Source organism: Fusibacter ferrireducens (genome assembly GCF_015352425.1).
Classification (GTDB): domain Bacteria; phylum Bacillota; class Clostridia; order Peptostreptococcales; family Acidaminobacteraceae; genus Fusibacter_A; species Fusibacter_A ferrireducens.
Genome location: NZ_JADKNH010000001.1, coordinates 301,810 through 325,626, shown reverse-complemented (window position 1 = coordinate 325,626; position 23,817 = coordinate 301,810). Strand labels below are relative to the sequence as shown.

Below are 23,817 nucleotides of genomic sequence, written 5' to 3'. Positions count from 1 at the left end.
TAATTTTTATTTAATATTTTATTATCCAATATGTAACAACATTTGTGTCATCTCCGATGTCTCAAAACGATTTTCGCTGACGCTGTTTGAGGGTGAACATTCATGGCTGCTTTCAAATCTTATTGTTTCAATTAAAAAGAAGAATTCCGAAGAATTCTTCTTAATATCCATCATAGATCTATTTTATCTTATTTTGCAAAGTCAGTTACCCTAGATTCTCTAATAACGTGTACTTTTATCTGTCCTGGGTAATCCAAGTCTGCTTCAATTTTTTTACTGATTTCTCTTGCAAGCAAGAACATATCATCGTCATTTACTTTTTCTGGATACACTACCACACGAACTTCTCTACCTGCTTGAATTGCAAATGATTTTTCAACACCTTCATATCCATTTGCAATGTTCTCTAAAGATTCCAATCTCTTGATATACGTGTCAAGAGTCTCTCTTCTCGCCCCTGGTCTAGCAGCTGACAATGCGTCTGCAGCAGTCACAAGAATTGCCTCAACTGTTTCAGGCTCATAATCTCCGTGATGCGTACTCATTGCATGAATTACAGCTTTTGATTCACGATATTTCTTTAAAATTTGCATTCCAAGTTCAATATGTGTCCCTTCAAGATCATGATCCACAGCTTTACCGATATCGTGTAATAATCCTGCACGTTTAGCGATTTTAACATCTGCACCAATTTCTGCAGCCATTAACCCAGCTAAATGCGCCACTTCAATAGAATGTCTTAATACATTTTGCCCATAACTCGTTCTAAATCTTAAACGTCCTACTAATTTTATAATTTCGGGATGTAAATTATGGATACCAATGTCGAAGGTCGCATTCTCCCCTTCGGTTTTAATTAATTGATCAATTTCTTTTTTAGATTTTTCTACCATTTCTTCGATTCTTGCTGGATGAATTCTGCCATCAATAATCAATTTTTCAAGTGCTACTCTGGCAATTTCTCTTCGAATAGGATCAAATGAAGATAATATTACGGCTTCTGGTGTGTCATCGATGATCAAATCCACTCCTGTGAGCGTTTCTAATGCACGGATGTTTCTACCCTCTCTACCAATAATTCTTCCTTTCATCTCATCGTTAGGTAAATTAACAAGAGATACCGTACTTTCTGCAACATATTCTGCTGCACATTTTTGAACCGCATAAGCTAAAATATCTTTCGCTTTCTTGCTAGCTTCTTCTTTTGCTTTTGTCTCAATGTCTTTAATTAAAACAACCGCGTCATGTTTAATTTCTTTCTCAACATCAGCAAGAAGTTGATTTTTAGCTTCATCGATCGTTAGTTCAGAAATTCTTTCTAATTCCTTGATTTGATTTGCATAGAGTAATTCAGCCTCTTGCTCTCTATTTTCGATAATTTTAAGCTTTGTTGCTAATTTTTCCTCTTTGGCTTCAAGAGCATTTACTTTTTTCTCTAAAGATTCTTCTTTTTGAAGATTTCTTCTTTCAAGTTTTTGAATTTCTAAACGACGATCTTTCGTTTCCTTGTCTATTTCTTTTCTAATTTGGAGTACTTCTTCTTTTGCCTCAAGGATTTTCTCCTTTTTAACGGATTCAGCTGATTTTGCAGCTTCAGCAATAATCTCTTTTGCTTTAAATTCAGCACTTAATATGACTTTCTCAGCTGTATTTTTTCTGACTATATAACCGACTCCAAAACCACCTGCGCCCAGAACAGCCCCAATAATTACAACGAGAAATGCTGGCACGCTAATGTCGCTCACCCCCTTTTTGTTTGTTGTAAGACCAGTGATCCAATCTTATCATATATAGGCCTTTTTTTGAGATAAACCTATACACTAATTTTATATTTTTTTTAACAAACTGTCAAGATGTGCACTATCCTAAAACGGTTGAAATGACGATTATTTCAGCATTTCTCACTTTAACAGAGGCTCATAATCATTTTATTCTCTTTGGGCGCTTTTGCAACATGATAAAAATAAAATAGTACTCTTAAGGCCATTCACTTTTTTAAAATGATTTTTTTCAGCCTTCTTATTCTATAAAAAATTACAGAGATGTTTATAATACAAGGTTTGAATTTCAGGATATTCTCCAAGTCCCTTCACAACACAAGTGACCTCTAAACCATTTTGACTGAATATGGATTTCCAGCTATCTGGTTCATTTGACGCCATATCATTCACAGCATGGTCCCCTGCCACAAACATGAGTGGCGTCAGAACCGCTTTCTTGTAACCCCTTTTTCTTACAAAATCAACAACCGCTTCAACTTCAGGATAACCTTCAACGGTTCCTACAAACACATGCTTATTGCCACTGGCTTTCGCCACATAATCAAGTGCAGGATATACAGCATTCACATAGTGATCGGTCCCGTGTCCCATTAAAACTAAAGCCGTTTCTGAATCCACATCAATTGCATTTGATAATATTTGAACGACTGCAATCATATCATCTGTTTCAGCAAGAAGTGGCGTACTTATCTCTATCCGTTCAAATTTGCCTTCAAAAGCTCTTAACGTATGCGCAATTTTTTCAAACTCATGTCCATAAATCAAATGTGTAGGTTGTATGACAACATTTTTTATCCCTTCCTGATACATTCTATCCAGTGCCATTGCCACGCTGTCGACTTCAATCCCCCTTTTTTTAAGGATGCCTCTGACCATTGAACTCGTATACGCACTATAAATAGTATAATCCGAACATTTCTCGCCGATAAAATTTTCAAATTGGACGATATTCTTTTGTCTGGTTTCCTCATGACTCGTTCCAAAACTGGTAATGAGTATTGCCTTATCTTTCATTTTTTTATCTCCTCTCTTTATGAACACTGTTAACACACCTATATACTTGCCACATGCATATGCATGAAAATGAGCTACAGGCCATCATTTTTATCCATGACGGCCCCTCTTAAGTGCAATCATACATATGAGCGATCCCATGCCGCTTCACTCATTGAGATCTCGTTTCACAGTTCAATCTCTGGATATAGCAACTCAAACATCATTTTATAGGATTCATTGTATTCTCGATTAGGTCTATTGTGAAATAGGCGTTTTGGCATATAATAAATCTTATTGTTCTTAACGGCTTCCAAACTATTCCAAACAGGATTATCTAAGAAGTGCGAATCCATGAGTTCACGTGCTTCTTCTTCCGATCCAATGCACTGGACGAATATCATATCAGGATTTGTCGCCAACATGGTTTCTAAGTTGATGTCAACTCTCACAGAAGACAAATCCTCGGCCAAATCATCCACAACATTTATTGCATGTAACTGCTCGATAATAACCCCCATGTCAGAAGCTGCAAGATTGGCACTGACAGCGTCTGTCTTAGGCAGTATTGAAAGCACTTTGGGTGTGTTTTCAACAGGTGCACTCTCAATAATATGTGCAATATCATCTACTGTTTTGTTCGCAATCGAATCCCACAATTCTGGTTTAGAGTTGATATTACAAAAGACTTTAAACCATTTTAAGTAATCACCAACGCCGCTGTAAGTAATTGCAATCACTGGAATGTTTGCCGCTTCAGCAGGAGCAGAAAGCGTGGAGTATCCATTCATCGCTGTAGAACAGATGATCAAATCCGGTTGCTCAGCTAAGATAGCTTCTATATCCCAAGTTTTAGCAGATGAACTCTTTGCAATTGTAACAACGCCCTCATCCTCTAAAAAGTTATGGCCTATTTGATCTTTATAGAGCGCCTCAGCACCTTTGCCTCCAATGCCAATCTTGATGTCACCCCCTGCTTCTTTCCAAAGACAGGCATGACTCCCATAGAGTACAGCCACTTTTTGCGGATTTTTTTGGATGGTGATCACATCTCTTCCTGAATCATCTTTAAAAATAACTTCTGTTTCAGTAATTTGAACCTCATCTGCTGATTTAAGCAATTGTCTCTTAATAGGACTGACTTCTGCCACATCAGCAACTTCATTTTCAGATTGCACGACATCCGTATTGTTATTTTGAGAGCTAGTCAATACGTTATCCGCAATGGCTTTTTCACTGCCACATCCAGCCAAAATCAATAATCCTATCGCAAAAGTTAAAGTTAATTTGCACACATTTCTAAACATTTTTATGCCTCCATTAAATTAAGTCTATTTCTATTACAAGTACCCTTTATGTTATGGTCTATTTTAGACCATGTCGTTACTTTTTCTCTGGAATTATAAATGGGCACGTATTCCGGTGATCTTCATGAATCTGAGAGTGGATATTAAAAATATCTAACAATTTATCTTCTGTGATCACATGTCTAGGCTCACCACATGCATAAATTTGTTTATCCTTTATGGAAAGTATATGATGAGAATAACGTGCAGCCAAGTTGATGTCATGTAGTACCATAATAATCGTAATATTCAACTGTGCTCCCAATGTACGTATTAACTCCATCACTTCTAACTGATAACCTATATCTAGATAAGTGATGGGTTCATCTAGTATGAGTATTTCTGGTTCTTGACATATGGTCATGGCTATCCACGCCCTTTGTCGTTCGCCACCGGATAGATTATTTAGCGTTCTGTCTTGTAAATGATCAAGTCCCGTTAAACAAATGGTCTTATCAATAATTTCATGATCTTGTTCACTTAAGCCCTTTCCAAATTTACGATATGGATATCTGCCATAAGAAATCAATGTTCTAACACTGATATCGGAGGGCGATTCATGGATCTGTGGCAAATAGGCAATTTTCTTTGCCAACGCCTTCGGTTTATAATGACCTATGGGCCTATTATTAAAGACAACTTTTCCGGTTTCTGGATGCACTGCACGTGAAATAGTTTTTAGTAAACTCGTTTTACCACAGCCATTCGCACCAATAATCGTGGTTGTCTTGCCCTTAGGAAAATCAATCGTGACATCTTGAACAATTTTCTTTTTCCCATAACTAATACTTACATTCTCAAATCCAAAATACATGTAAACCTCCCTAAGCGGTCTGCTTATTTCTGAGTAAATAGAGAAAGAAAGGTGCACCAACAAATGAAATCACTATGCTGACAGAAATCTCACCAACTGGTAAAATAATGCGTCCCAGAGTGTCACAGATCACGACTAATGAGTATCCCAGTGCAATTGAAGTGGGAAAAAGATATTTGTAATCAGACCCTATGAGCAATTTTGCAATATGTGGAACAATTAAGCCCACAAAGTTTATAAGACCCGAAACAGATATTGCAGCGCCAGCCAACAATGATGAGATCACTATTAAAAAAAATCTAAAGCGTTCTGTTCGCACACCTAAAGCATTGGCCATCTCATCGCCTAGCATCAAAACATTCATCTTCGAAGGCAGAAAGAAACAGATCACAATGCCAACAAGTGCATACGGCAGTATAAGAGAAAAGTTTTTCCAAGCAACGCCATTTAGACTCCCCACAAGAAACCCTGTTGCATTGGCAATTCTGTCCGGAAAAAAACTCCTTATAATATCATTGAATGCACCAAAAACAGCAGCAATAGCCATTCCAGACAAAATCATTTTTACAGGGCTCACACCCTTTTCATAAGCAATTGCATAAATAATTAAAGTTGTTAAAAAAGCCCCTGCTATGGCACCTATGGGCAATAGATAAAAAAGACTCGGGAACACAACTAGTGTAATGTATCCGACAAAACTAGCACCACTTGTGACGCCAATGGTAGAGGGAGATGCAAGATAATTGCGCATGACCCCTTGAAGAATGCAACCTGAAAGTGCTAAACAGCTGCCCACAAGACCTCCTGATAAAATTCTGGGTAATCTAACATGCCATATGATGAGCCTTGCCGCTGAATCGTCGGCAACCAACACAGCACTTAGCGATTCTTTCATCGTAAATGACATTGACCCCAGACAAATGGAGACAAGTGTAACCACAATACTCGCAATGAATAAAACGATAATCAAAGACACTTTATATAATTCAAAACTACCGTTTGAGTTTCTTTTCAATATGAAATCCCCCTATTAAAAAATAGAATTAATTTATGAGTGTTTAGCTGTAAGTGTTTCTCCGAAAACATACAGATTTATGTGTCTATCTTCAGTTGTCTATCTGTAGCTGATGTATTGAACATAATCCGCTTTATCGGGAAATCGGATCGCCTTATTTGGACATTTTTGCATACACCTAGAGCACAAAAGTACACATGATGTAGGGCTTTTGACAACTGGTTTTTGATCTGTTACAGCATAAACATTTTTGGGACAAAAATGAACACATATTTGACACCCATTGCATTTGCTGTAATCAATCGTTGGGTTCCAATCTATTTCTGCTCTTGGTTTAACTAACTTTTTATGTGCACTCAGCTTTTTACAAATTGCCATCAAATCATCAGGCCCAGCTTTTTCATCTGATAGAATCCTTGTCACTTCATCTCTTAGCTTATCCGACATCTCATAATTCAAAAGTCTTTTCAATTTGATCCTATAGCGTTCACTCATCCATTATCCCTCTTTCATCCATTTTATTCGCAAAAAAAACACACCCATAGGGTGTGTTTACTCTTTTGTTTTTCATAACCAATAAATAGCCTCCATCCCCGAGAATTGGTATTATTGACGGTAGGTCTCCTGACTTGCCTTCTCTCTCAAATACGCCTTCCCATTTTTCACAGTGGCAATGTATTCTCGTCTGGCTTACAGTAGTGGGTGCTGCTCAGGATTTTCACCTGATTCCCTTTTAACACCAAATTGGTGACCGCAAATAAAAATATTAACTTTTTCATTATGATACCACAAATTATGATATCACAAATAATGGGCATATGCAATAAATGCCGGCTGACTTTTATTGATAATTTTTGAAATATTATTTTAGGCATTCCTATTTTAGTGGCTCCAAGCACTTTTCTCAAATAGCTTCTACATCACAGCCTAAAAACGACCAAGCTCTTTATCTATTTATGCCCTAATTATGCAAAAGCCACCTTAATTAAATTAAAGTGGCTTTTATATCAATGCCTATATACGCTCTTTACCTATTCACTTTCCTTCGAAGCTTCCTCTTCAAGATTATAGAAACGTCGGACCTCTTTTTCAATTACATCACAGACTTCAGGATTTTGTATGAGATATTCTTTAACATTCTCTCTACCTTGACCAATCTTATTGCCTTCATAACTGTACCAAGAGCCTGATTTCTTAATAATCTCTGCATTTGTTGCCACATCCAGTATACTGCCCTCTTTAGAAATACCCGTGCCATACATGATGTCAAATTCAGCTTGTTTAAAAGGTGGTGCCACTTTATTTTTAACGACTTTGACTCGAGTTCGACTGCCGATGATTTCACTGTCTTTTTTAATTGTATCAATCTTTCTAACATCTAATCTGATAGAAGCATAAAACTTAAGTGCATTGCCTCCTGTTGTCGTCTCAGGATTACCAAACATAACCCCAATTTTCATCCTCAACTGATTTATAAAGATAACCGTACAATTAGATCGATTGATTATACCCGTTAACTTTCTAAGTGCTTGAGACATCAAACGAGCCTGTAACCCCATATGAGAGTCACCCATTTCTCCAGTAATCTCCGCTTTAGGCACTAAAGCTGCAACTGAGTCAATAACGACGATATCAATTGCCCCACTTCTGACAAGTGCATCTACAATTTCAAGTGCTTGCTCTCCAGTATCAGGTTGAGACACAATAAGCTCATCAATATCTACACCAATTTTAGAAGCATACACAGGATCTAATGCATGCTCTGCATCTATAAACGCTGCAACACCACCACGTTTCTGAGCCTCAGCAATCATATGAAGTGTTACTGTGGTCTTACCGGATGATTCAGGACCATATATTTCAACAATTCTACCTTTAGGTATACCGCCTATACCAAGTGCGACATCTAAATCAATTGATCCCGTAGGTATGCTTTCAATATTCATCTTTGCAGAATCATCACCAAGTTTCATGATAGATCCCTTACCAAACTGCTTTTCGATTTGTCCAAGTACATTATCTAATGCTTTTTGTCTTTCGCTCATCTAATTAAACACCCACCTTTTTGTAAGAACATTTGTTCTATTTCATTATAACACATTGTCTTCTTCTGTCCAGTCTTTTTGTAAAAATTTCATCCATCTATATAATATCCATTTTTTTACATTTTGTAAAGTCCTATTTGATCTACTTTACCCTTTCGGACCATCCAAAATATGTTCTCATCTATAATTTTGAGATTTCATCATAGAGCATTTTTAAAGCTTTGTTGACGGTTCTATTCTGTACTGTTAGTCGATCCCCAGAGAAGTGATTTTCAAAAGTCATAATTTTATGTCCAATTTTTAGGCCAATATACACAAGGCCCACAGGTTTTTCAGATGTTCCACCTGATGGTCCCGCTATGCCTGTTGTAGATATACCAAGAGTTGACCCTGTTTTCTCGCAAAGTCCCTTAACCATCTCAAAACAAGTTTCATGGCTTACGGCGCCATGTGTCAGTAGCGTTGCTTCTGAAACGCCGACTTCATCGATTTTGGCTTTATTAGAGTACGTTACAATCCCACGGTCTACGACTTTAGAAACGCCGCTGAATTTGACAATACTTTCAACCAATTTTCCACCTGTGCAAGATTCGACAAAAGAGATGGACAAATTCTTTTCGAGGAGCATAGATGCCACAACTTCGCTGATATCCTTGCCTTCTTCTGAAATAATATAACGTCCTATTCTCTTTTTGATTTCAGCCACCATCGAATTGACACTTTGTTGGCAAGCCTCTTCTGTATGACCAAACGAAGTCACACGAACAAGCACTTTGCCATCGCCTGCATAAGTGGCAATTGTCGGATCCGTCTGTTCATTGATAAGATCTAGAAGCGCATCTTCCGTACTGGACTCTCCCAGATCATACACGCTCAAATACTTGGAAAACATTTTAAGCGGATTCAAATGCATCAGGTAATCTTGAATATATTCGTCATATAACCATTTCATCTCTTTTGGTGGCCCAGGGAGAACGACAATATGTTTATTCAAAGCTTCTAATTTTATAATACAAGCAGGTGCCGTCCCCATATCATTGTCCAAAATCAGAGCATTTTCTGGAAAATAAGCTTGCCTCTTATTATTTTCAGTCATGACGCGATTAAAGTGCCTAAATCTCTTTTCAATGCGTTCCATGCTGTGTGGATCAAAAACCATTTCAAGACCCAAAGATTTTGCAATGATATCCTTTGTAATATCATCTTGAGTTGGCCCGAGACCACCAGTAGTAAAGATAATATCACATTCTGCTATGAGCAAATTCAACATATTTTCAATTCTCAAAGGATTATCGCCCACCGTTAAGTGATAATAAACACCAATGCCAATTTCATTCAATTTTTGACTTAAAAAAGTGGCATTCGTATTAACCGTCTGCCCCATGAGCAACTCAGTTCCAATTGCCAGTATGCCTGCTTTTAGATATCTTGAAGACTCTATCATCGTTTTACCCCCTCTAATTCTGAATTTACGCTGTACGCATTTCAACATATTATGTGCATTTTTTTTAATAATAGATAACACGCTAGGGTGACATGACTATTTTATGCCCCCCTAGCGCTTTTTATTTGAGTACTTGCTTATTTCTAGCAATATAATCATAACCGGATATAATTGTCAATATGGTTGCAACCCCTATCAGGATAGTATCCATCGGGAAAGAGACCAAAGAAAACGGAAAATTATTCATCAAGATCACGATAATCATAATCATTTGAGATATCGTTTTGGATTTACCCCACCATCCAGCCGAAATGACAACGCCCTCTGCTGCGGCAATCGCTCTAAAAATACTCACAATAAGCTCTCTCGATATGATTATAATCACAATCCACGAACTTATTTTGCCAAGCTCAACAAAGCATATCAATGCAGACATGACCAAAAGCTTATCGGCAAGCGGATCCATAAATTTGCCAAAATTCGTGATCAAGTTTAACTTTCGTGCCAAATGACCATCTAAAAAATCTGTAAAAGAGGCAACTGCAAAGACAACAAGTGCAAGTAGCATCATTTTATTCAACAAAAAGAAGATCATTACTGGAATCAAAATAATTCTCAAGAGTGTCAATTTATTTGCTATGTTCATGATACACCTCTCCAATGACATCATATTCCAACGCATCAATAATTTTCACCTGAATAAAGTGCCCTATTTCTAACGGCCCAACAGTGTTTATATAAACCACACCATCAATTTCCGGAGAATCATATTGAGTACGTCCAACATAAAGCTTGTTCTCTTCTACAACTTCTTCTACAACGACTTCATAGACTTTGCCCACTTTTGAATAACAGAGACTTTCAGAAATGTTCATTTGTAACGCCATAAGTGCATCTCTACGTTCAACCATGACCGCTTCAGGCACTTGATTTGGCAGTTTAAATGCAGGTGTGTTTTCTTCATTCGAGTAGGTAAAGGCACCTAGACGATCAAACTTAACGGTTCTCACCAACGTCAAAAGTTCATTAAAGTCTTGCTCTGTCTCTCCAGGAAATCCAACAATGCACGTGGTCCTGATCACAGCTTCTGGATCTCTCTTTCTAATTTTTTGGATGATGTTTAATATGTCATCGTGTGTTGTTTTACGGTTCATCAACTTTAATATTTTATCACTTGCATGCTGGATTGGAATATCAAAATAATTGACCACTTTGTCATTTGAGAAAAAGCCTTCCAACAGATCATCATCCAGTATGTCAGGATACGAATACTGAACTCTGATCCACTTTAACCCCTCAATTGCATTAAGTGCTGTCAAAAGCTTGGGTAAAGTTGGCTTTTCATAAAGATCTATACCATATCTAGAAGTATCTTGAGCAATCAAAATGAGTTCTTTGACACCCATTGAAACCAAATCCTTGGCTTCATCTATAATATCTTCAAGTACTCTTGAACGATACTTGCCTCTGAGTTTTGGAATGATGCAATACGTACATCGGTTATCACAGCCCTCAGCAATTTTTAGATAGGCTGAGTAACTTGGTGTCGTCAATATTCTAGGCAAATTCTCAGGAATCTGAAGATCCACGGATTCCATAAAAATCTTTTGAGTCCTATCTTGATCTAATTTTTTTATGACTTCGTCCACTTTGTAAAAATTACTGGTACCAATGATGGCATCAATCTCGGGTATTTCTGCCAAAAGTTCTTCCGGATATCTCTGTGATAAACAACCCGTTACGATTAAGGTTTCCAGAACGCCTTCCGCTTTCAGCTTTGCAAAATCCAAAATTACATTGATAGACTCTTCCTTGGCATCATGAATAAATGAACATGTATTTACAATTAAAATCTCAGCCTCTTCAGGTTGATCACACAATGTATAAGATTCATCCAATAGCCCCAACATCTGCTCTGAATCTACAAGATTCTTGGAACACCCTAAAGTTTCAATAAAAAGTTTTTTCATAATATCCTCATATTCTCTATTATATTCTATCTAGTGTCAATCTATCATTATATTTCAGAATCATCAACACTTTTTTCTTCAAAATCAGCAGGATCGTAGAGATCATCATCAGAAGGCATCTCTTGATGATCATCCAAATCAAACTCAATGTCATTGTCTTGATTATAATCGGATACATCTGAAATATTTAAATCATCATTCGATGCATCCTCAGAATCTGAATGATCGTACATCGCATCAAATTCCGCCATTGTCATGAGTACTTCTCTCGGTTTGCTGCCTCTAGAAGGTCCGATTAGGCCACGTTCTTCCATGGAATCGATCATTCTCGCCGCTCTATTGTAACCCACTCTAAATTTTCTTTGCATCATGGACGCTGAAGCTTGTCCAGAGTCTAAAACAACTCTTATGGCCTCTTCAAGGTATTCATCCGCTTCTTCAAAATCCTGCTCTACACTTTGGACATCATCCAAAATAGACTCATTGTAAGTCACCTCTACAGATTGATTTTTAATAAAGTTGACGACCCCTTCGACTTCATCGTCAGACATAAATGCCCCTTGAGTACGTTTAGGCTTAGCTGCACCAACAGGATAAAAGAGCATATCACCCTTGCCCAGTAATTTTTCTGCACCACTCATGTCAATAATCGTCCTCGAATCAATCGCAGAAGACACTGAAAATGCAATTCTAGAAGGGATATTGGCTTTAATCAATCCCGTTATGACATCAACAGATGGTCGCTGAGTTGCTACGATCAAGTGAATTCCAGCAGCCCTGGCCATTTGAGCAAGTCTACAGATTGCATCTTCAACTTGGTTTGGTGCCACCATCATCAAATCTGCAAGTTCATCAATGATCACCACAATTTGAGGCAATAGTTCTAACCCTTGTGGTTTCGCTTTTTTGTTGTATCCCTTCATGTCACGAACCGTTAATTCTGCAAACAGCTTATACCGTCTCGTCATTTCATTTACTGCCCAGTTCAATGCTATAGATGCTTTTTTAGCATCTGTGACAACAGGCAAAATCAAATGCGGAATCCCATTATACGTACTGAGTTCGACGACTTTGGGATCTATCATCAAGAATTTAACTTCATCTGGACGCGCGTTAAATAAGATACTGGAAATGATGGTGTTAACACAGACGGACTTTCCTGACCCAGTGGCCCCTGCAATGAGTAAATGTGGCATGCTCGCAAGATCACCAACAATTGCATTTCCGGATATATCCTTTCCAAGTCCAATCGTGATTTTTGAAGTTTGTTTTTTAAACTCCTGCGAGTTTAAAACCTCTTTTATGGTGACCATTGAAGTGACTTTATTAGGGACTTCTATGCCAATGGCCGCTTTTCCAGGTATAGGTGCAATTCTCACATGACTTGTGGCCAAGTTCAGCGCTATATCCTCACTTAACCCAACAATTTTACTGACTTTTACACCTGGGCTCAATTGAACTTCAAACATGGTAATCGTCGGCCCACGTTTGACAGAAATCACTTTTGCATCGACATTGAAGTTGACAAGGGTCTCTTCTAGTAATTTTGCCATTTCAATATACTCTTCTTGATTTTCTAAAAATTGAGCATTTTTATTGTCCTTCAACAAGCTAATTGGTGGCAAAACATAATGTTCCACTGGTTTTGTAATATTTTCTTTAATTTCATCATTGACGCTTTGTCTAACTTCTGGTTCAATGTCCTTCTCTTTGATTTTAACCACTTTTTTATCTGATGATTCAGTAGTTGTCGCCATGTGTTTTGGAACACTATCAGGTTCTCTGGTCGCCTCATCTTCATAGGACTCAGCCAGTTTTACTTCCGAATCCGTTTTGGAAGTCATAGTCTCTGTCACTGATGGTTCAGATTGCACCTTAACTTCTGGATCAACTTTGGGTTTAGCTTGCAAATCCCTTTGAAAAGCATCCTTTGAATCGCTCTTAAGATTTGACTTTGCACTGGACATAACCAACTCTGGCGCCGAGTGATGAACTGGTGGCACAACAGGCATAGGCGGCACAGATGATTTGTGCATATTAGCTGTTGGAATATCACTTTTCACTTCGTCACTCTGTACCTTTTGATCGTCCACCTTTTCATATGAATCATAATCAAAAGCCTTGACATCTTTTTTTCTTGAAGCTTTTCGATAATTATCTAGCGTATTTAAAAAATGTTCAGAGTCTGCTTCAACATTATGTTGAGGCACCACTCTTTGAGGCACCTCTTTCTGAGAACCTTTTTTTTGACCATTTGCATTTAATACAGATTCAGGTTGAGGTGGCTCGCTCACAGCTCGAGCTTCCATCAACCTAGCGATTTCTTCTTGTTTTATGCGTTTTTTTTCAAGTTGTTTTTTCCGTTTTTCTTCCCACAAATCATGAATCGAGATTCTGGTCCAAACGATGAAACCGGATACAAAAGAGACGATAATCAAAATAAACGCACCAATATTGCCAATCAACTTGAGTACTCCAAAGGTAATCAGCTCTCCAATAATCCCACCGCCTTTGAGTAAAATACTTCTGGCAAAAGTCGTCTTATACTGCTCAGCTATTCCAAAGTTTGAATTCAATTTGAATAAATCTCTTTCAACACCTGAAAAAACCATCATTGTCGTCAAAATCATGGCGCCGAGGAGAATCAATGACATGGCAATATAAATTCTTTTTTTTGCAGGTCTAAAATTCATATTGATGTGCACAAAAATATAAATAAAGATGAAAACAGGCAAAATAAAACCAACATATGAAAATAAACCTAAATAGATATTTTTAATCGCATGCCCCAGTTGTCCCACGGTTGTAGTATACAGACTCAACATTGTAAACAATGTAAATGCAACTAGAGCAATCATTTTAAGCTCATACGTAACTTTATATTGATGTTCTAACTCTTTAGCAGTTTTTTTAACGGGTTTTTTCGCAGTGGTTCTACTCCTACTGGTTGTGGTAGGTGCTTTTTTTCTTGTTGTATTTCTCTTTGTAGTCTTTGGGGTAGCCAAAGGATCACCTCCGTCTAGTTGTTTAATCCAAATTCATCATGTAATGCTTGTATTGCTCTTGTCAATTCTTGCTCCCTCACCAAACAGGAGATTGTCGTATAAGAATCTGAAGTTTGTAAAATACTCACCTTATTGCGCGTCAACGCCAATGCGACGCGCTTCATAACGCCTGGAACACCATGAATACCATGCCCTATTACGGTCACTTTAGAACACGATTCCGTAATGTGACTTGCAAGGTCAAGTGAATGCGTTAAATCGAGTATCGTCTTTTGATGTATATGATCCACCGTAAAGATCTTTTCGTCTTCAAGAAAACTGATGAGATCAATGGAAATGCTTGCCTTTTCTATCGCTTGAAGCAACTGTTCAAATTTAGGATCGTAGTTATCGACTTGAATCTTTACTTGTATAATATTATTCTTGTGAGCCACTGCTGTCACTATTTTATTGGCTTCAGGCGTATGCGCACCATGAATAAGCGTTCCCACGCCTTCTGAAAAAGTGTTTTTAATAAACAGAGGCCTATTGCTTCTCTTGGCAATTGCAACTGCCTTGGGATCTACTACCTTGGCGCCATCAAGAGCCATTTGATGCATTTCCTCATAACTGATTGTATTCAAAACTTTTGCGTTATTTACATGTCTTGGATCAGCAGTCATAACCCCGTCAACATCCGTATAAATCTCAATGTATTCAGCATTTAAAGCTTCTCCCAAAATAACGGCAGTTGTGTCGGAGCCACCTCTTCCAAGTGTTGTGATATCTCCTAATTCAGATATCCCTTGAAACCCAGTCACAACTGTTACATAGCCCAAATCTAAAAGGTCTCTGATTTTATCGGTGTTCACTTTTTTCACAGTGGCATTTCCAGCAATGCCATCTGTTATAATGCCAGCTTGATATCCCATCAGAGCCCTTGCTTTAATGCCCTTTCCCCGTAACCAATTAGAAATGTAAGCCGCTGAGATGGTCTCGCCACAACTCATCAATAAATCTAAATCTGCCGTGTTCATCTCATAATGAGGCTGTTGATACATGTGAATCAAAGTATCTGTAGCGTAGGGCGCACCCTTTCGCCCCATTGCAGAAACCACAATAACCAATTGATCACCACATGATATTACTTTCTCGGCATTTGAAACAATAATGTTTCTTCCCTCTTCTGTAGAGACTGAGGTGCCACCATATTTTTGCACAATAATAGACATTTTTACCTCTGTATTTTAAACCTGTTTATACGCCAGTAGAGCCAAATCCGCCTGAACCCCTATCTGTCTCGTCTACTGAATCCACTTGATCCCAAGAAATTCTTTCGTATTTTGTAATAATAAGTTGCGCAATGCGATCCCCTTTTACGATTTTAAAGGGCTCACTCCCCAGGTTGATGATTGGAACTCTCAGTTCCCCTCTGTAATCGCTGTCAATCGTGCCTACACAATTGACCAGTGTAATACCATTTTTTATAGATAACCCAGATCGTGCTCTCACTTGGCCTTCATATCCCACGGGGATTTCCAAATAAATACCTGTTGGCACTAAAGTTCTTTCCATTGGATTTACAATAATCTCAGTTTCATTATTAGACAATAGATCCATGCCCGATGAGCCAAGTGTCTGATAGCTCGGCAATGGATTATTCGATTTATTTACGATTTTAATGTTCATGATAACCTCCAGTATTTTATACTCATATGCTCTATTATATCAATTTATCCAGACAAACATCAAATTTTATATTTTAAATAATGCCCTCTTTCAGCATGTTGAACAACATTTCCGTCAAGTGTTCATCCACATCGCCAACAATGGCAAGCGCTATTTTTTCCTTTTCAAAACAGAGATCAATCAAAGCATTCACGGTCTCCCTTTTGATGTTGTCTATCTTCGCCATCATCTCATCAAAGTTTTTTTCTTTTTGAGTAAAGAGTTCCAAGCGTCCAATTAAGTCCATGTAATTGTCTGTTCCCTCTAGACCGAGTACAAAACTGCCCCTCAAATGTGCTCGTGCATGCTCTACATCTTCTTCAGAGAGCCGATTTTGTTTTAAAAGATTAATGGTCTCAATGATGAGTTTCATCGTCTGCTCAAGATTTTCCTTAGCAACACCAAAACTGATATTAAGCGTGCCTATATCGTCATAAAAGTTAGGTTGACTAAAAATAGAATAGGATAATCCGGATTCTTCGCGAATCTTTTGAAATAACATGCTGCTATTGTTGCCACCGAATATATTGGAAAGCAACATTAAATCATAACTTCTATGATCATCATAGGGAACGCCTTGCAGATCTATAGAAACCTGAACTTGTTCATTATCTTTATATTTATGTCCACATGCAGAATGAAACTCTGGTCTAACTGCATCTAGCCTCAATTGATCATTCTGAGGCATCTCTCCAAAATATTTTTCGCATAACATTTCGAGTTCAGATTCATCAAAATCGCCCGCTATTGAAATAACAGCGTTATTGGCCACATAGTATTTTGAATAATATGCCAAAATGTCTTCGCGCTGAAAACCAGAGACAGTTTCTTTCGTTCCCAATATAGGTAATGATAAGGCATGGTTTCCAAATGTAATACCCGTCAATATATCTTCAACCAGATCTTCAGCAGAATCTTCATACATATTGATTTCATCCAATATGACCGTTTTTTCAACTTCCATATGTTCCGTTTCAAATGTAGAATGTTGTATCATGTCAGACAACACATCAAACCCCACTTCAAGATCTTCTCCTAAGAGTTTTGCATAATAACATGTACATTCTTTGGCGGTATAGGCGTTTATTTCACCCCCTATACCATCTATAATCAGAGCAATTTCTTTTGCAGATCTCTTCTCAGTTCCCTTGAACAACATGTGTTCAATAAAGTGAGAAATCCCATTATTCGCTCTATCTTCGTTTGCCGAACCCGCTTTAATCCATACCCCTACACATACGGATTTATATCCTTCTAACCTTTGGTATACGATATTCAAGCCATTACTCAATTGCATTTTATTATGCAAAACTGCCACCTCTTTTTTCATATCTGTTTATAATTTTCGCCGATGGCATTCATAAGTGAAAACGATCAGCTCATAAAGTCAATGATAGAACATTAATAAAGATAATACTTGCACCAAGGCAAATATTATCTTTATTTCTTTGCTTATGAAAATATTATAATCTATGCTTCAGTTTTATTTGCTTCCAATAAGACTTTTCGAGATAAGTTAATTCTGCCCTGATCATCGATCTCAATGATTTTAACAGTGACTTCGTCGCCAATGTTTAAGACATCTTCTACTTTAGCAATACGTTTTGTGTCAATTTGAGAAATATGGCATAAACCTTCTTTGCCAAAGCCCAAATCTACGAACACACCGAATTTCATCAATCGAGTTACCTTGCCCTTGAACACAGCGCCGACCACTGGATCTTTAGTGATGCCTTCGATTTCAGCAAGCGCATTTTCGCCACCAATACCATCATTCGCAGTAATAAGTACCGAACCATCATCTGAAATATCAATTTTTACATTGTGTTCAGCAGTGATTCTTTGAATCACTTTACCACCTGGTCCAATAACGTCTCTGATCTTATCTGGATTAATCTTAATGCTAAATACTCTCGGTGCATATTTTGAAAGTTCAGGATTCGGCGTTGTGATCACTTCAGCCATTTTACCCAAGATGAAAAGACGACCTTCTCTTGCTTGAGCAAGCGCATTTTCTAGTAAAGCTTTATCAAGACCATCTACTTTAATATCCATTTGAAGTGCCGTAATACCTTCTTTAGTACCAGCTACCTTGAAATCCATATCGCCAAGCGCGTCTTCCATGCCTTGAATATCTGTCAAGATCGAAATTTTACCCTCTTCTTGAATCAATCCCATAGCAATACCTGCAACAGAATCTTTTATTGGCACACCAGCATCTAGCAAGGATAACGTGCTGCCACAGATACTCGCTTGTGAACTCGATCCATTACAAGTGACGACTTCAGATACAACTCTGATTGCATAAGGAAAATCTTCTTCAGATGGCAATACAGGTATTAAGGCTCTCTCGCCTAATGCCCCATGGCCTATCGCTCTTCTGTTAACCCTATTGATGCCTGTCTCACCCACTGAAAATGGTGGGAAATTATAATGATGCATATATCTCTTGGTCTCTTCTAGGCCCAGTCCATCAATGCGTTGAGCTTCTCCAAGAGCACCCAAAGTCGTAATTGAAAGGGCCTGCGTCAACCCTCTTGTAAAGAGTCCAGAGCCATGTGTTCTTGGCAATAAGCCCACTTCGCTTGAAATCGGACGAATATCTTTGATCCCTCTGCCATCAGGTCTAACACCCTCATTTGTAATCATTTTTCTGACAATATTTTTCTCAATGGCTTTAAATTGTTCTTTTAAGAAGTCCGTATCATCTGGATGCGCTTCTTCAAAGTGTGCAATCATCTCATCTTTTAGTTCATCTAAAGCATCGTTGCGCTCATGTTTATCGTGAATTCTAACCGCTTTATCCATTCTCTCTGCTAGAAAATCATATATCTCACTTACATAGGCGTGATCCACTTCTGGAATTATAATTTCAAATTTAGGCTTGCCCACTTCTTTATTGATCATTTCAATAAATTCACAAATTTCTTTAATCGTTTCATGACCAAACATAATAGCTTCAAGCACAATATCTTCTGGTAAGATATCAGCGCCTGCTTCAACCATAACCACTGCTTCTTTGGTTCCGGAAACCACAAGATGTAATCTTGATCTTTCCGCTTCTTCTACGGTTGGATTGATGACCAATTTGCCATCTACATAGCCTACAATAACAGCAGCAGCAGGACCATTGAACGGAATATCTGAAACGCCAAGTGCAATTGACGCACCATTCATCGCCACTGTATCTGGCGTACAGTCTTGATCTACAGATAATACAGTCGCAGTTACCTGAACATCATTCTTCATGCCATCAGGAAAAAGCGGACGAATAGGTCTATCAATCATTCGCGCTGTTAAAACAGCTCTTTCTGAAGGTCTACCTTCTCTTTTAATAAACCCACCTGGTATTTTACCAACAGAATATAATTTTTCCTCAAACTCAACACTGAGTGGAAAGAAATCAATACCCGCTCTAGGTTTTTTGGATGCCACAGCAGTGATGAGCACAACCGTTTCTCCATAGCTCACAATCGCTGAACCATTTGCTAGGTTACCCATTTTTCCTATTTCCACTTTAAAGGGTCTTCCTGCAATTTCTTTTTCAAAAACACTTACTTCTTTAATCATAATGCCTCCTAATAATTTGACATTATCTCACAGAATTTATCCTACTTATTTCAAATCAACGCTCAAAAAATGAATGCTCACTTCAAATAAGTAGGATTTTAAGATAAATTCTCGGATAACGTTTTTAGTCAAATGACTTACTCTCTACATTATACTAAATAAAAACATAAATATAAAGTGTTAAATCATCCACGTTCAAATACTCGATTGAATGTGCTCCACAATTTTTAATTGTATACGTTAAGCACCGCAATAACTTGTTTTTAAAACAATAATCTCGTTCTAACAACATTCGAGTCACCCTTCGATGTCTCGAAACGATTCTCGCTGACGCTGTTTGAGGGTGAACATTCCTCATCACAGCTTTCGGCTCAAATCTTGCTGTTTAAAAAAAAAGATAGATTATACAATCTATCTTTATCTCATACTATTTTCTTAATCCTAATTCTTGAATTAAGCTTCTGTATTTATCAAGATTATTGTCTTTTAAGTAAGTCAAAAAGTTTCTTCTTTGTCCTACCATTTTTAAAAGACCTCTTCTTGAATGATGATCTTTCTTATGAGCTTTTAAATGCTCATTTAAATCATTGATTCTGAAAGTTAAAAGTGCAATTTGGACTTCTGGAGAACCAGTATCCGTTGGATGCGTTTTAAACTTCTCAATAATTTCTTGCTTTTTTTCCTTTGTAATCATAATTCATGCCTCCATTTCATAATTTACCCACAAGCTATGTAGTCGTCGGAGTCTCGAGCAACAGAGCAAGCGGCGTACAACGTTACGATTATATCACTACTTGACTATTTTGGCAAGTGCGTTGCGAAATAATCACGCGCTTTTTTTAAGTCACTTTGCATCTTTACAATCAATTCATCCACAGACTCAAACTTCATTTCATCTCTAAGTCGCTTGATAAAATGGACCTCTATTTGTTCACCGTATAGAATTTGATCAAAATCAAAGATGTATGTTTCCATGTTCAGTCCAATTTGATTAAAAGTAGGATTATACCCCACATTGGTGACACTTTTATATGTGGTCCCCTTATGAACCGTCTCTGTAATATAAACGCCTGATTTAATCGTACTGATATTTTCCTTAATTCTTAGATTTGCTGTGGGGACACCAATTGTCTTGCCAAGCTTTTTACCTTCAACAACAGTACCCTTTACAAAATGTTTTCTGCCAAGATAAAAATTAGCCTCCACAATTTTGCCGTCAAGCAACAACTCGCGAATCAACGTAGACGAAATTCTAATTTCATTTTTCATGATGGGTTTAACAATCTCATAAGTATAACCATACGTCTCAGAAAACGCCATGAGCATGTTGACATCACCCCTAGCCTTTCTACCAAAACGATAATCATAGCCCACTGTGAGATGTTTCATGTTAAGTTTTCCAATGAGTACATCCTTAATAAAATCTTCTGGTTCTATTTTTAATTGCTCCTCATCAAATTTTATCAAAGACAAGTAATCTAATCCAAATCGCGTAAAGATTTGAGTCTTTTCATCGACATCCATAATCTTCGGCGGTACATTATTCGGTGTTAAAACCTCTCTTGGATGATTTGAAAAAGTGTAGACAAAAGTTTTTAACCCTTTACTTTCAGCGGTCTTCTTCATTTCGCTTAAAACTTCCATGTGTCCAATGTGTAAACCATCAAATGTTCCAAGCGCCACTGAAGTAGCCTGTCCTTGTACATCAATTTCCTCAAGTTCAAAATAAATCTTCATAAAAGCACCTATTCTTTAACGATTGTCTCACTCATAATAGTTTCTTCATGAACAATCCCTTATCTGTATTTTCAGCGATACCATAAAAGGTATGACCTACGTATATTCTATAAAACTTTTTTGTATTTTTCAATTGATTCTGACTTTTAAACGAATCCAATTGAATCCTAACGCCATTTTGAATCCATTTATGGTACTTTGGCAAATCTGGTAATACGATACTTTCCATAAATGAAAGTGCATCTTCTATGGATACTAAATGTTCAGATATCTTCTCGAGATTGACGTCGTCTATAGCCACGGCTCTCTCAAAATTAAAGGGGTCAGACATCGTTCTTCTAAGTTCCGTCATATGCGCATAGCACCCTAGTTTAAGTCCGATGTCATGACACAACGTCCTGATGTAAGTCCCCTTAGAGCAAACTACATTAAAGTCTATTGTATGTTGTCTGACATTTATATTTTTTATGCTGTGAATTGTTCTCTTCCGCGTTTCTCGCTCAACAACGATCCCCTTTCGAGCGAGATCGACCAATTTCTCACCATTAACTTTTAGTGCACTATACATAGGTGGCATTTGATCAATTTCACCTATAAAACTTTGAATTACATTTACAATTTCTGAGGGTTCGATTTGAAAATTAGGATCTTCTACTTGATGCGTCACTGTTCCCCATCGATCTTGTGTATCTGTGGCAGAACCCAGACACATTTCACAATGGTATCCTTTTGCATTTTCAAGAAGAAAATCCACAATTTTAGTGGCACGACCAATACAAATTGGCAAAACACCTGTCGCCATAGGATCTAAAGTCCCTGTATGACCTATTTTCTTAGTCTTCAATTTCTTCCTTAAAATCGCAACAACATCGTGAGAAGTCATCTCTTTAGGTTTATCAATAACAATAATCCCATTTAATTCATGAAGCATTATATGGACTCTCCTATCATTTTAAGAATTGCACTTTCAATCTCATAGTCACTTTTAAAGGCTTTAAAACCAGCGGCTTTTTTATGACCGCCTCCCCCTAACGCAACTGCAACTCGGCTCACATCAAAGTTATTTTTAGAGCGCATAGAGATTTTATGTTCATTGTCCACCATATGCTTTATAAAGACAACCACTTCTACACCTTTAATATCTCTTACATATTCAACAACACCATCTGTATCATATACTTCAAGTGCCAATTGATTTTTTAACGACTCTGAGAGTTTGACAATTGCACATTTTCCATCAAAGTGAAGTGATAAGGTGTCAAAAATCTTGTTGAGTAATAACAATTTTTCAAAAGACTTATTCTGAAAAATTTCCACATTGAGTCGATTAAAATCAAAACCTTTTTCCACAAGCGATTTGCAGACTTCAAATGTATATGGTCGTGTATTTGAATATCTAAAGCTGCCTGTATCTGTGACGATGGCGGCATAAAGGCCTTGCGCTGTAAACACATCTATCTCTACTTTTAAATAATCTAATATTTTATAAACGAGCTCCCCAGTAGATGAAGCCTCTGGTTCCACTATATTTAAATGCGCATAATCTTGATTGGTGATGTGATGATCAATATTGATCGTTGGTATATTGGAGGATATAAGTGCCGTTCTGTCGCCGATCAGCTTAGGCTCACCTGTATCTACAACTATAATGAGCTCATATGCCATTTTTTTTGCTTTTTCCAATGAAATAACAATATCTCTATTTGCCTCAAATAGAAACGATAAATTTGAAGGTATATCATCATCTAAGACAATATACCCAGTTTTATTAAAGTCTCTAATTAAACGATATACCCCTATTGCTGAACCCAAAGTATCACCATCAGGAAGTACATGAGGAAAAATCAAAATTGTATTGACATTAGAATCAATTATATGATTTTTTAAGGCCTCAAATTTTGTATTCATTATAAATTCCTCTAATTATTCTTCATCATTTTCGTTTTCATCGTCATCGTCTAGCGCATCCAAAGCAGCTTCGTCATCTGCAACTTCATCTTTTTTTATATTGAGCGAACCAATTATTTCATTTATATGCATACCATGTTCAATGGAAACATCCTGTTTAAAAATAGGTTCAGGTGTATATCTTAATTTGACACCTTTCCCAATTTCTTTTCGAATGAATCCTTTAGCACTATTAAGGCCATCAATGGTCTGCTGAGTGTTGTGATTTGGATCAAATACACTGATATAAATCGTTGCATATCTAAGATCATTGGTTACATCCACATAGGTTACAGATGCAAGTTTTGATACCCTAGGATCTTTAAGTTCAAACATAATAATGTGACTTACAATTTTTTTTATTTCTTCGTTTATGCGTTTATTTCTTGATATAGACATATAAACACCCTCTTTCTCTTCTGTGTTTATAGAACAGACCATCA

General features: G+C 37.4%; 20 protein-coding genes and 1 riboswitch. All 20 genes read right to left on the bottom strand.

From position 1 onward, the window contains the following. Positions 1-188: 188 nt before the first annotated feature. Positions 189-1,745 carry a ribonuclease Y gene (rny, locus tag ISU02_RS01605; protein WP_194700024.1) on the bottom strand — a complete coding sequence of 519 codons (1,557 nt, stop codon included), beginning with the start codon at positions 1,743-1,745 and terminating at the stop codon, positions 189-191. Between the two features lie 279 nt (positions 1,746-2,024). Then, positions 2,025-2,795, bottom strand: coding sequence for a sirohydrochlorin cobaltochelatase (locus ISU02_RS01600; protein WP_194700023.1), 771 nt, complete (start codon positions 2,793-2,795; stop codon positions 2,025-2,027). A 167-nt stretch (positions 2,796-2,962) separates the two neighbouring features. After that, positions 2,963-4,081: an ABC transporter substrate-binding protein gene (locus ISU02_RS01595; protein ID WP_194700022.1), complete on the bottom strand. Its 1,119-nt coding sequence runs from the start codon at positions 4,079-4,081 to the stop codon at positions 2,963-2,965. A gap of 76 nt (positions 4,082-4,157) precedes the next feature. Beyond that, the gene (locus ISU02_RS01590) at positions 4,158-4,934 is read right to left on the bottom strand and encodes an ABC transporter ATP-binding protein (RefSeq protein ID WP_194700021.1); all 777 of its coding nucleotides are present in this window, start codon (positions 4,932-4,934) and stop codon (positions 4,158-4,160) included. Positions 4,935-4,944: 10 nt separating this feature from the next. Then, a complete protein-coding gene (locus ISU02_RS01585; RefSeq protein WP_228727698.1) occupies positions 4,945-5,949 on the bottom strand; it encodes a FecCD family ABC transporter permease in 1,005 nt (334 codons plus the stop codon). A 99-nt stretch (positions 5,950-6,048) separates the two neighbouring features. Next, positions 6,049-6,444, bottom strand: coding sequence for a 4Fe-4S dicluster domain-containing protein (locus ISU02_RS01580; RefSeq protein WP_228727697.1), 396 nt, complete (start codon positions 6,442-6,444; stop codon positions 6,049-6,051). A 102-nt stretch (positions 6,445-6,546) separates the two neighbouring features. Continuing rightward, positions 6,547-6,720: riboswitch (cobalamin riboswitch) on the bottom strand. 260 nt (positions 6,721-6,980) lie between these two features. Next, positions 6,981-7,994: a recombinase RecA gene (recA, locus tag ISU02_RS01575; protein ID WP_194700020.1), complete on the bottom strand. Its 1,014-nt coding sequence runs from the start codon at positions 7,992-7,994 to the stop codon at positions 6,981-6,983. A gap of 181 nt (positions 7,995-8,175) precedes the next feature. Beyond that, positions 8,176-9,438, bottom strand: a complete 1,263-nt coding sequence (locus ISU02_RS01570; protein WP_194700019.1) for a competence/damage-inducible protein A — start codon at positions 9,436-9,438, stop codon at positions 8,176-8,178. Positions 9,439-9,559: 121 nt separating this feature from the next. Then, positions 9,560-10,084, bottom strand: coding sequence for a CDP-diacylglycerol--glycerol-3-phosphate 3-phosphatidyltransferase (gene pgsA / locus ISU02_RS01565; protein ID WP_194700018.1), 525 nt, complete (start codon positions 10,082-10,084; stop codon positions 9,560-9,562). Then, complete coding sequence (gene rimO, locus ISU02_RS01560; RefSeq protein WP_194700017.1) at positions 10,068-11,408, bottom strand: 30S ribosomal protein S12 methylthiotransferase RimO; 1,341 nt, start codon at positions 11,406-11,408, stop codon at positions 10,068-10,070. Before rimO ends, pgsA begins: the two co-directional genes overlap by 17 nt. Before the next feature lie 47 nt (positions 11,409-11,455). Then, positions 11,456-14,413 (bottom strand): DNA translocase FtsK, encoded by a 2,958-nt coding sequence (locus tag ISU02_RS01555; RefSeq protein ID WP_228727696.1) that lies wholly within the window; start codon positions 14,411-14,413, stop codon positions 11,456-11,458. Positions 14,414-14,427: 14 nt separating this feature from the next. Further along, entirely contained in the window at positions 14,428-15,624 is a 1,197-nt protein-coding gene (dapG, locus tag ISU02_RS01550; RefSeq protein WP_194700016.1) for an aspartate kinase, read from the bottom strand. 25 nt (positions 15,625-15,649) lie between these two features. Next, complete coding sequence (dut, locus tag ISU02_RS01545; protein ID WP_194700015.1) at positions 15,650-16,081, bottom strand: dUTP diphosphatase; 432 nt, start codon at positions 16,079-16,081, stop codon at positions 15,650-15,652. A gap of 73 nt (positions 16,082-16,154) precedes the next feature. Beyond that, a complete protein-coding gene (locus tag ISU02_RS01540; RefSeq protein WP_194700014.1) occupies positions 16,155-17,429 on the bottom strand; it encodes a M16 family metallopeptidase in 1,275 nt (424 codons plus the stop codon). Between the two features lie 161 nt (positions 17,430-17,590). After that, positions 17,591-19,690: a polyribonucleotide nucleotidyltransferase gene (locus tag ISU02_RS01535; protein ID WP_194700013.1), complete on the bottom strand. Its 2,100-nt coding sequence runs from the start codon at positions 19,688-19,690 to the stop codon at positions 17,591-17,593. Between the two features lie 427 nt (positions 19,691-20,117). Then, on the bottom strand, positions 20,118-20,387 hold the full coding sequence (gene rpsO, locus ISU02_RS01530; RefSeq protein WP_194700306.1) for a 30S ribosomal protein S15: 270 nt from the start codon (positions 20,385-20,387) through the stop codon (positions 20,118-20,120). Between the two features lie 101 nt (positions 20,388-20,488). Then, positions 20,489-21,427 (bottom strand): bifunctional riboflavin kinase/FAD synthetase, encoded by a 939-nt coding sequence (locus ISU02_RS01525; protein WP_194700012.1) that lies wholly within the window; start codon positions 21,425-21,427, stop codon positions 20,489-20,491. A 31-nt stretch (positions 21,428-21,458) separates the two neighbouring features. Beyond that, positions 21,459-22,358, bottom strand: coding sequence for a tRNA pseudouridine(55) synthase TruB (truB, locus tag ISU02_RS01520; protein WP_194700011.1), 900 nt, complete (start codon positions 22,356-22,358; stop codon positions 21,459-21,461). Continuing rightward, complete coding sequence (locus ISU02_RS01515) at positions 22,358-23,335, bottom strand: DHH family phosphoesterase (RefSeq protein WP_194700010.1); 978 nt, start codon at positions 23,333-23,335, stop codon at positions 22,358-22,360. Before ISU02_RS01515 ends, truB begins: the two co-directional genes overlap by 1 nt. Before the next feature lie 15 nt (positions 23,336-23,350). Next, a complete protein-coding gene (gene rbfA, locus ISU02_RS01510) occupies positions 23,351-23,773 on the bottom strand; it encodes a 30S ribosome-binding factor RbfA (RefSeq protein WP_194700305.1) in 423 nt (140 codons plus the stop codon). Between the last annotated feature and the right edge of the window lie 44 nt (positions 23,774-23,817).

What these genes read in the sequence shown, in the direction of transcription:
- ISU02_RS01600 (WP_194700023.1), bottom strand. Translation starts at nt 2,795, where the DNA reads ATGAAAGATAAGGCAATACTCATTACCAGTTTTGGAACGAGTCATGAG.
- ISU02_RS01595 (WP_194700022.1), bottom strand. Translation starts at nt 4,081, where the DNA reads ATGTTTAGAAATGTGTGCAAATTAACTTTAACTTTTGCGATAGGATTA.
- ISU02_RS01590 (WP_194700021.1), bottom strand. Translation starts at nt 4,934, where the DNA reads ATGTATTTTGGATTTGAGAATGTAAGTATTAGTTATGGGAAAAAGAAA.
- ISU02_RS01580 (WP_228727697.1), bottom strand. Translation starts at nt 6,444, where the DNA reads ATGAGTGAACGCTATAGGATCAAATTGAAAAGACTTTTGAATTATGAG.
- recA (WP_194700020.1), bottom strand. Translation starts at nt 7,994, where the DNA reads ATGAGCGAAAGACAAAAAGCATTAGATAATGTACTTGGACAAATCGAA.
- ISU02_RS01570 (WP_194700019.1), bottom strand. Translation starts at nt 9,438, where the DNA reads ATGATAGAGTCTTCAAGATATCTAAAAGCAGGCATACTGGCAATTGGA.
- pgsA (WP_194700018.1), bottom strand. Translation starts at nt 10,084, where the DNA reads ATGAACATAGCAAATAAATTGACACTCTTGAGAATTATTTTGATTCCA.
- rimO (WP_194700017.1), bottom strand. Translation starts at nt 11,408, where the DNA reads ATGAAAAAACTTTTTATTGAAACTTTAGGGTGTTCCAAGAATCTTGTA.
- dapG (WP_194700016.1), bottom strand. Translation starts at nt 15,624, where the DNA reads ATGTCTATTATTGTGCAAAAATATGGTGGCACCTCAGTCTCTACAGAA.
- dut (WP_194700015.1), bottom strand. Translation starts at nt 16,081, where the DNA reads ATGAACATTAAAATCGTAAATAAATCGAATAATCCATTGCCGAGCTAT.
- ISU02_RS01535 (WP_194700013.1), bottom strand. Translation starts at nt 19,690, where the DNA reads ATGATTAAAGAAGTAAGTGTTTTTGAAAAAGAAATTGCAGGAAGACCC.
- ISU02_RS01525 (WP_194700012.1), bottom strand. Translation starts at nt 21,427, where the DNA reads ATGAAGATTTATTTTGAACTTGAGGAAATTGATGTACAAGGACAGGCT.
- truB (WP_194700011.1), bottom strand. Translation starts at nt 22,358, where the DNA reads ATGCTTCATGAATTAAATGGGATTATTGTTATTGATAAACCTAAAGAG.
- ISU02_RS01515 (WP_194700010.1), bottom strand. Translation starts at nt 23,335, where the DNA reads ATGAATACAAAATTTGAGGCCTTAAAAAATCATATAATTGATTCTAAT.
- rbfA (WP_194700305.1), bottom strand. Translation starts at nt 23,773, where the DNA reads ATGTCTATATCAAGAAATAAACGCATAAACGAAGAAATAAAAAAAATT.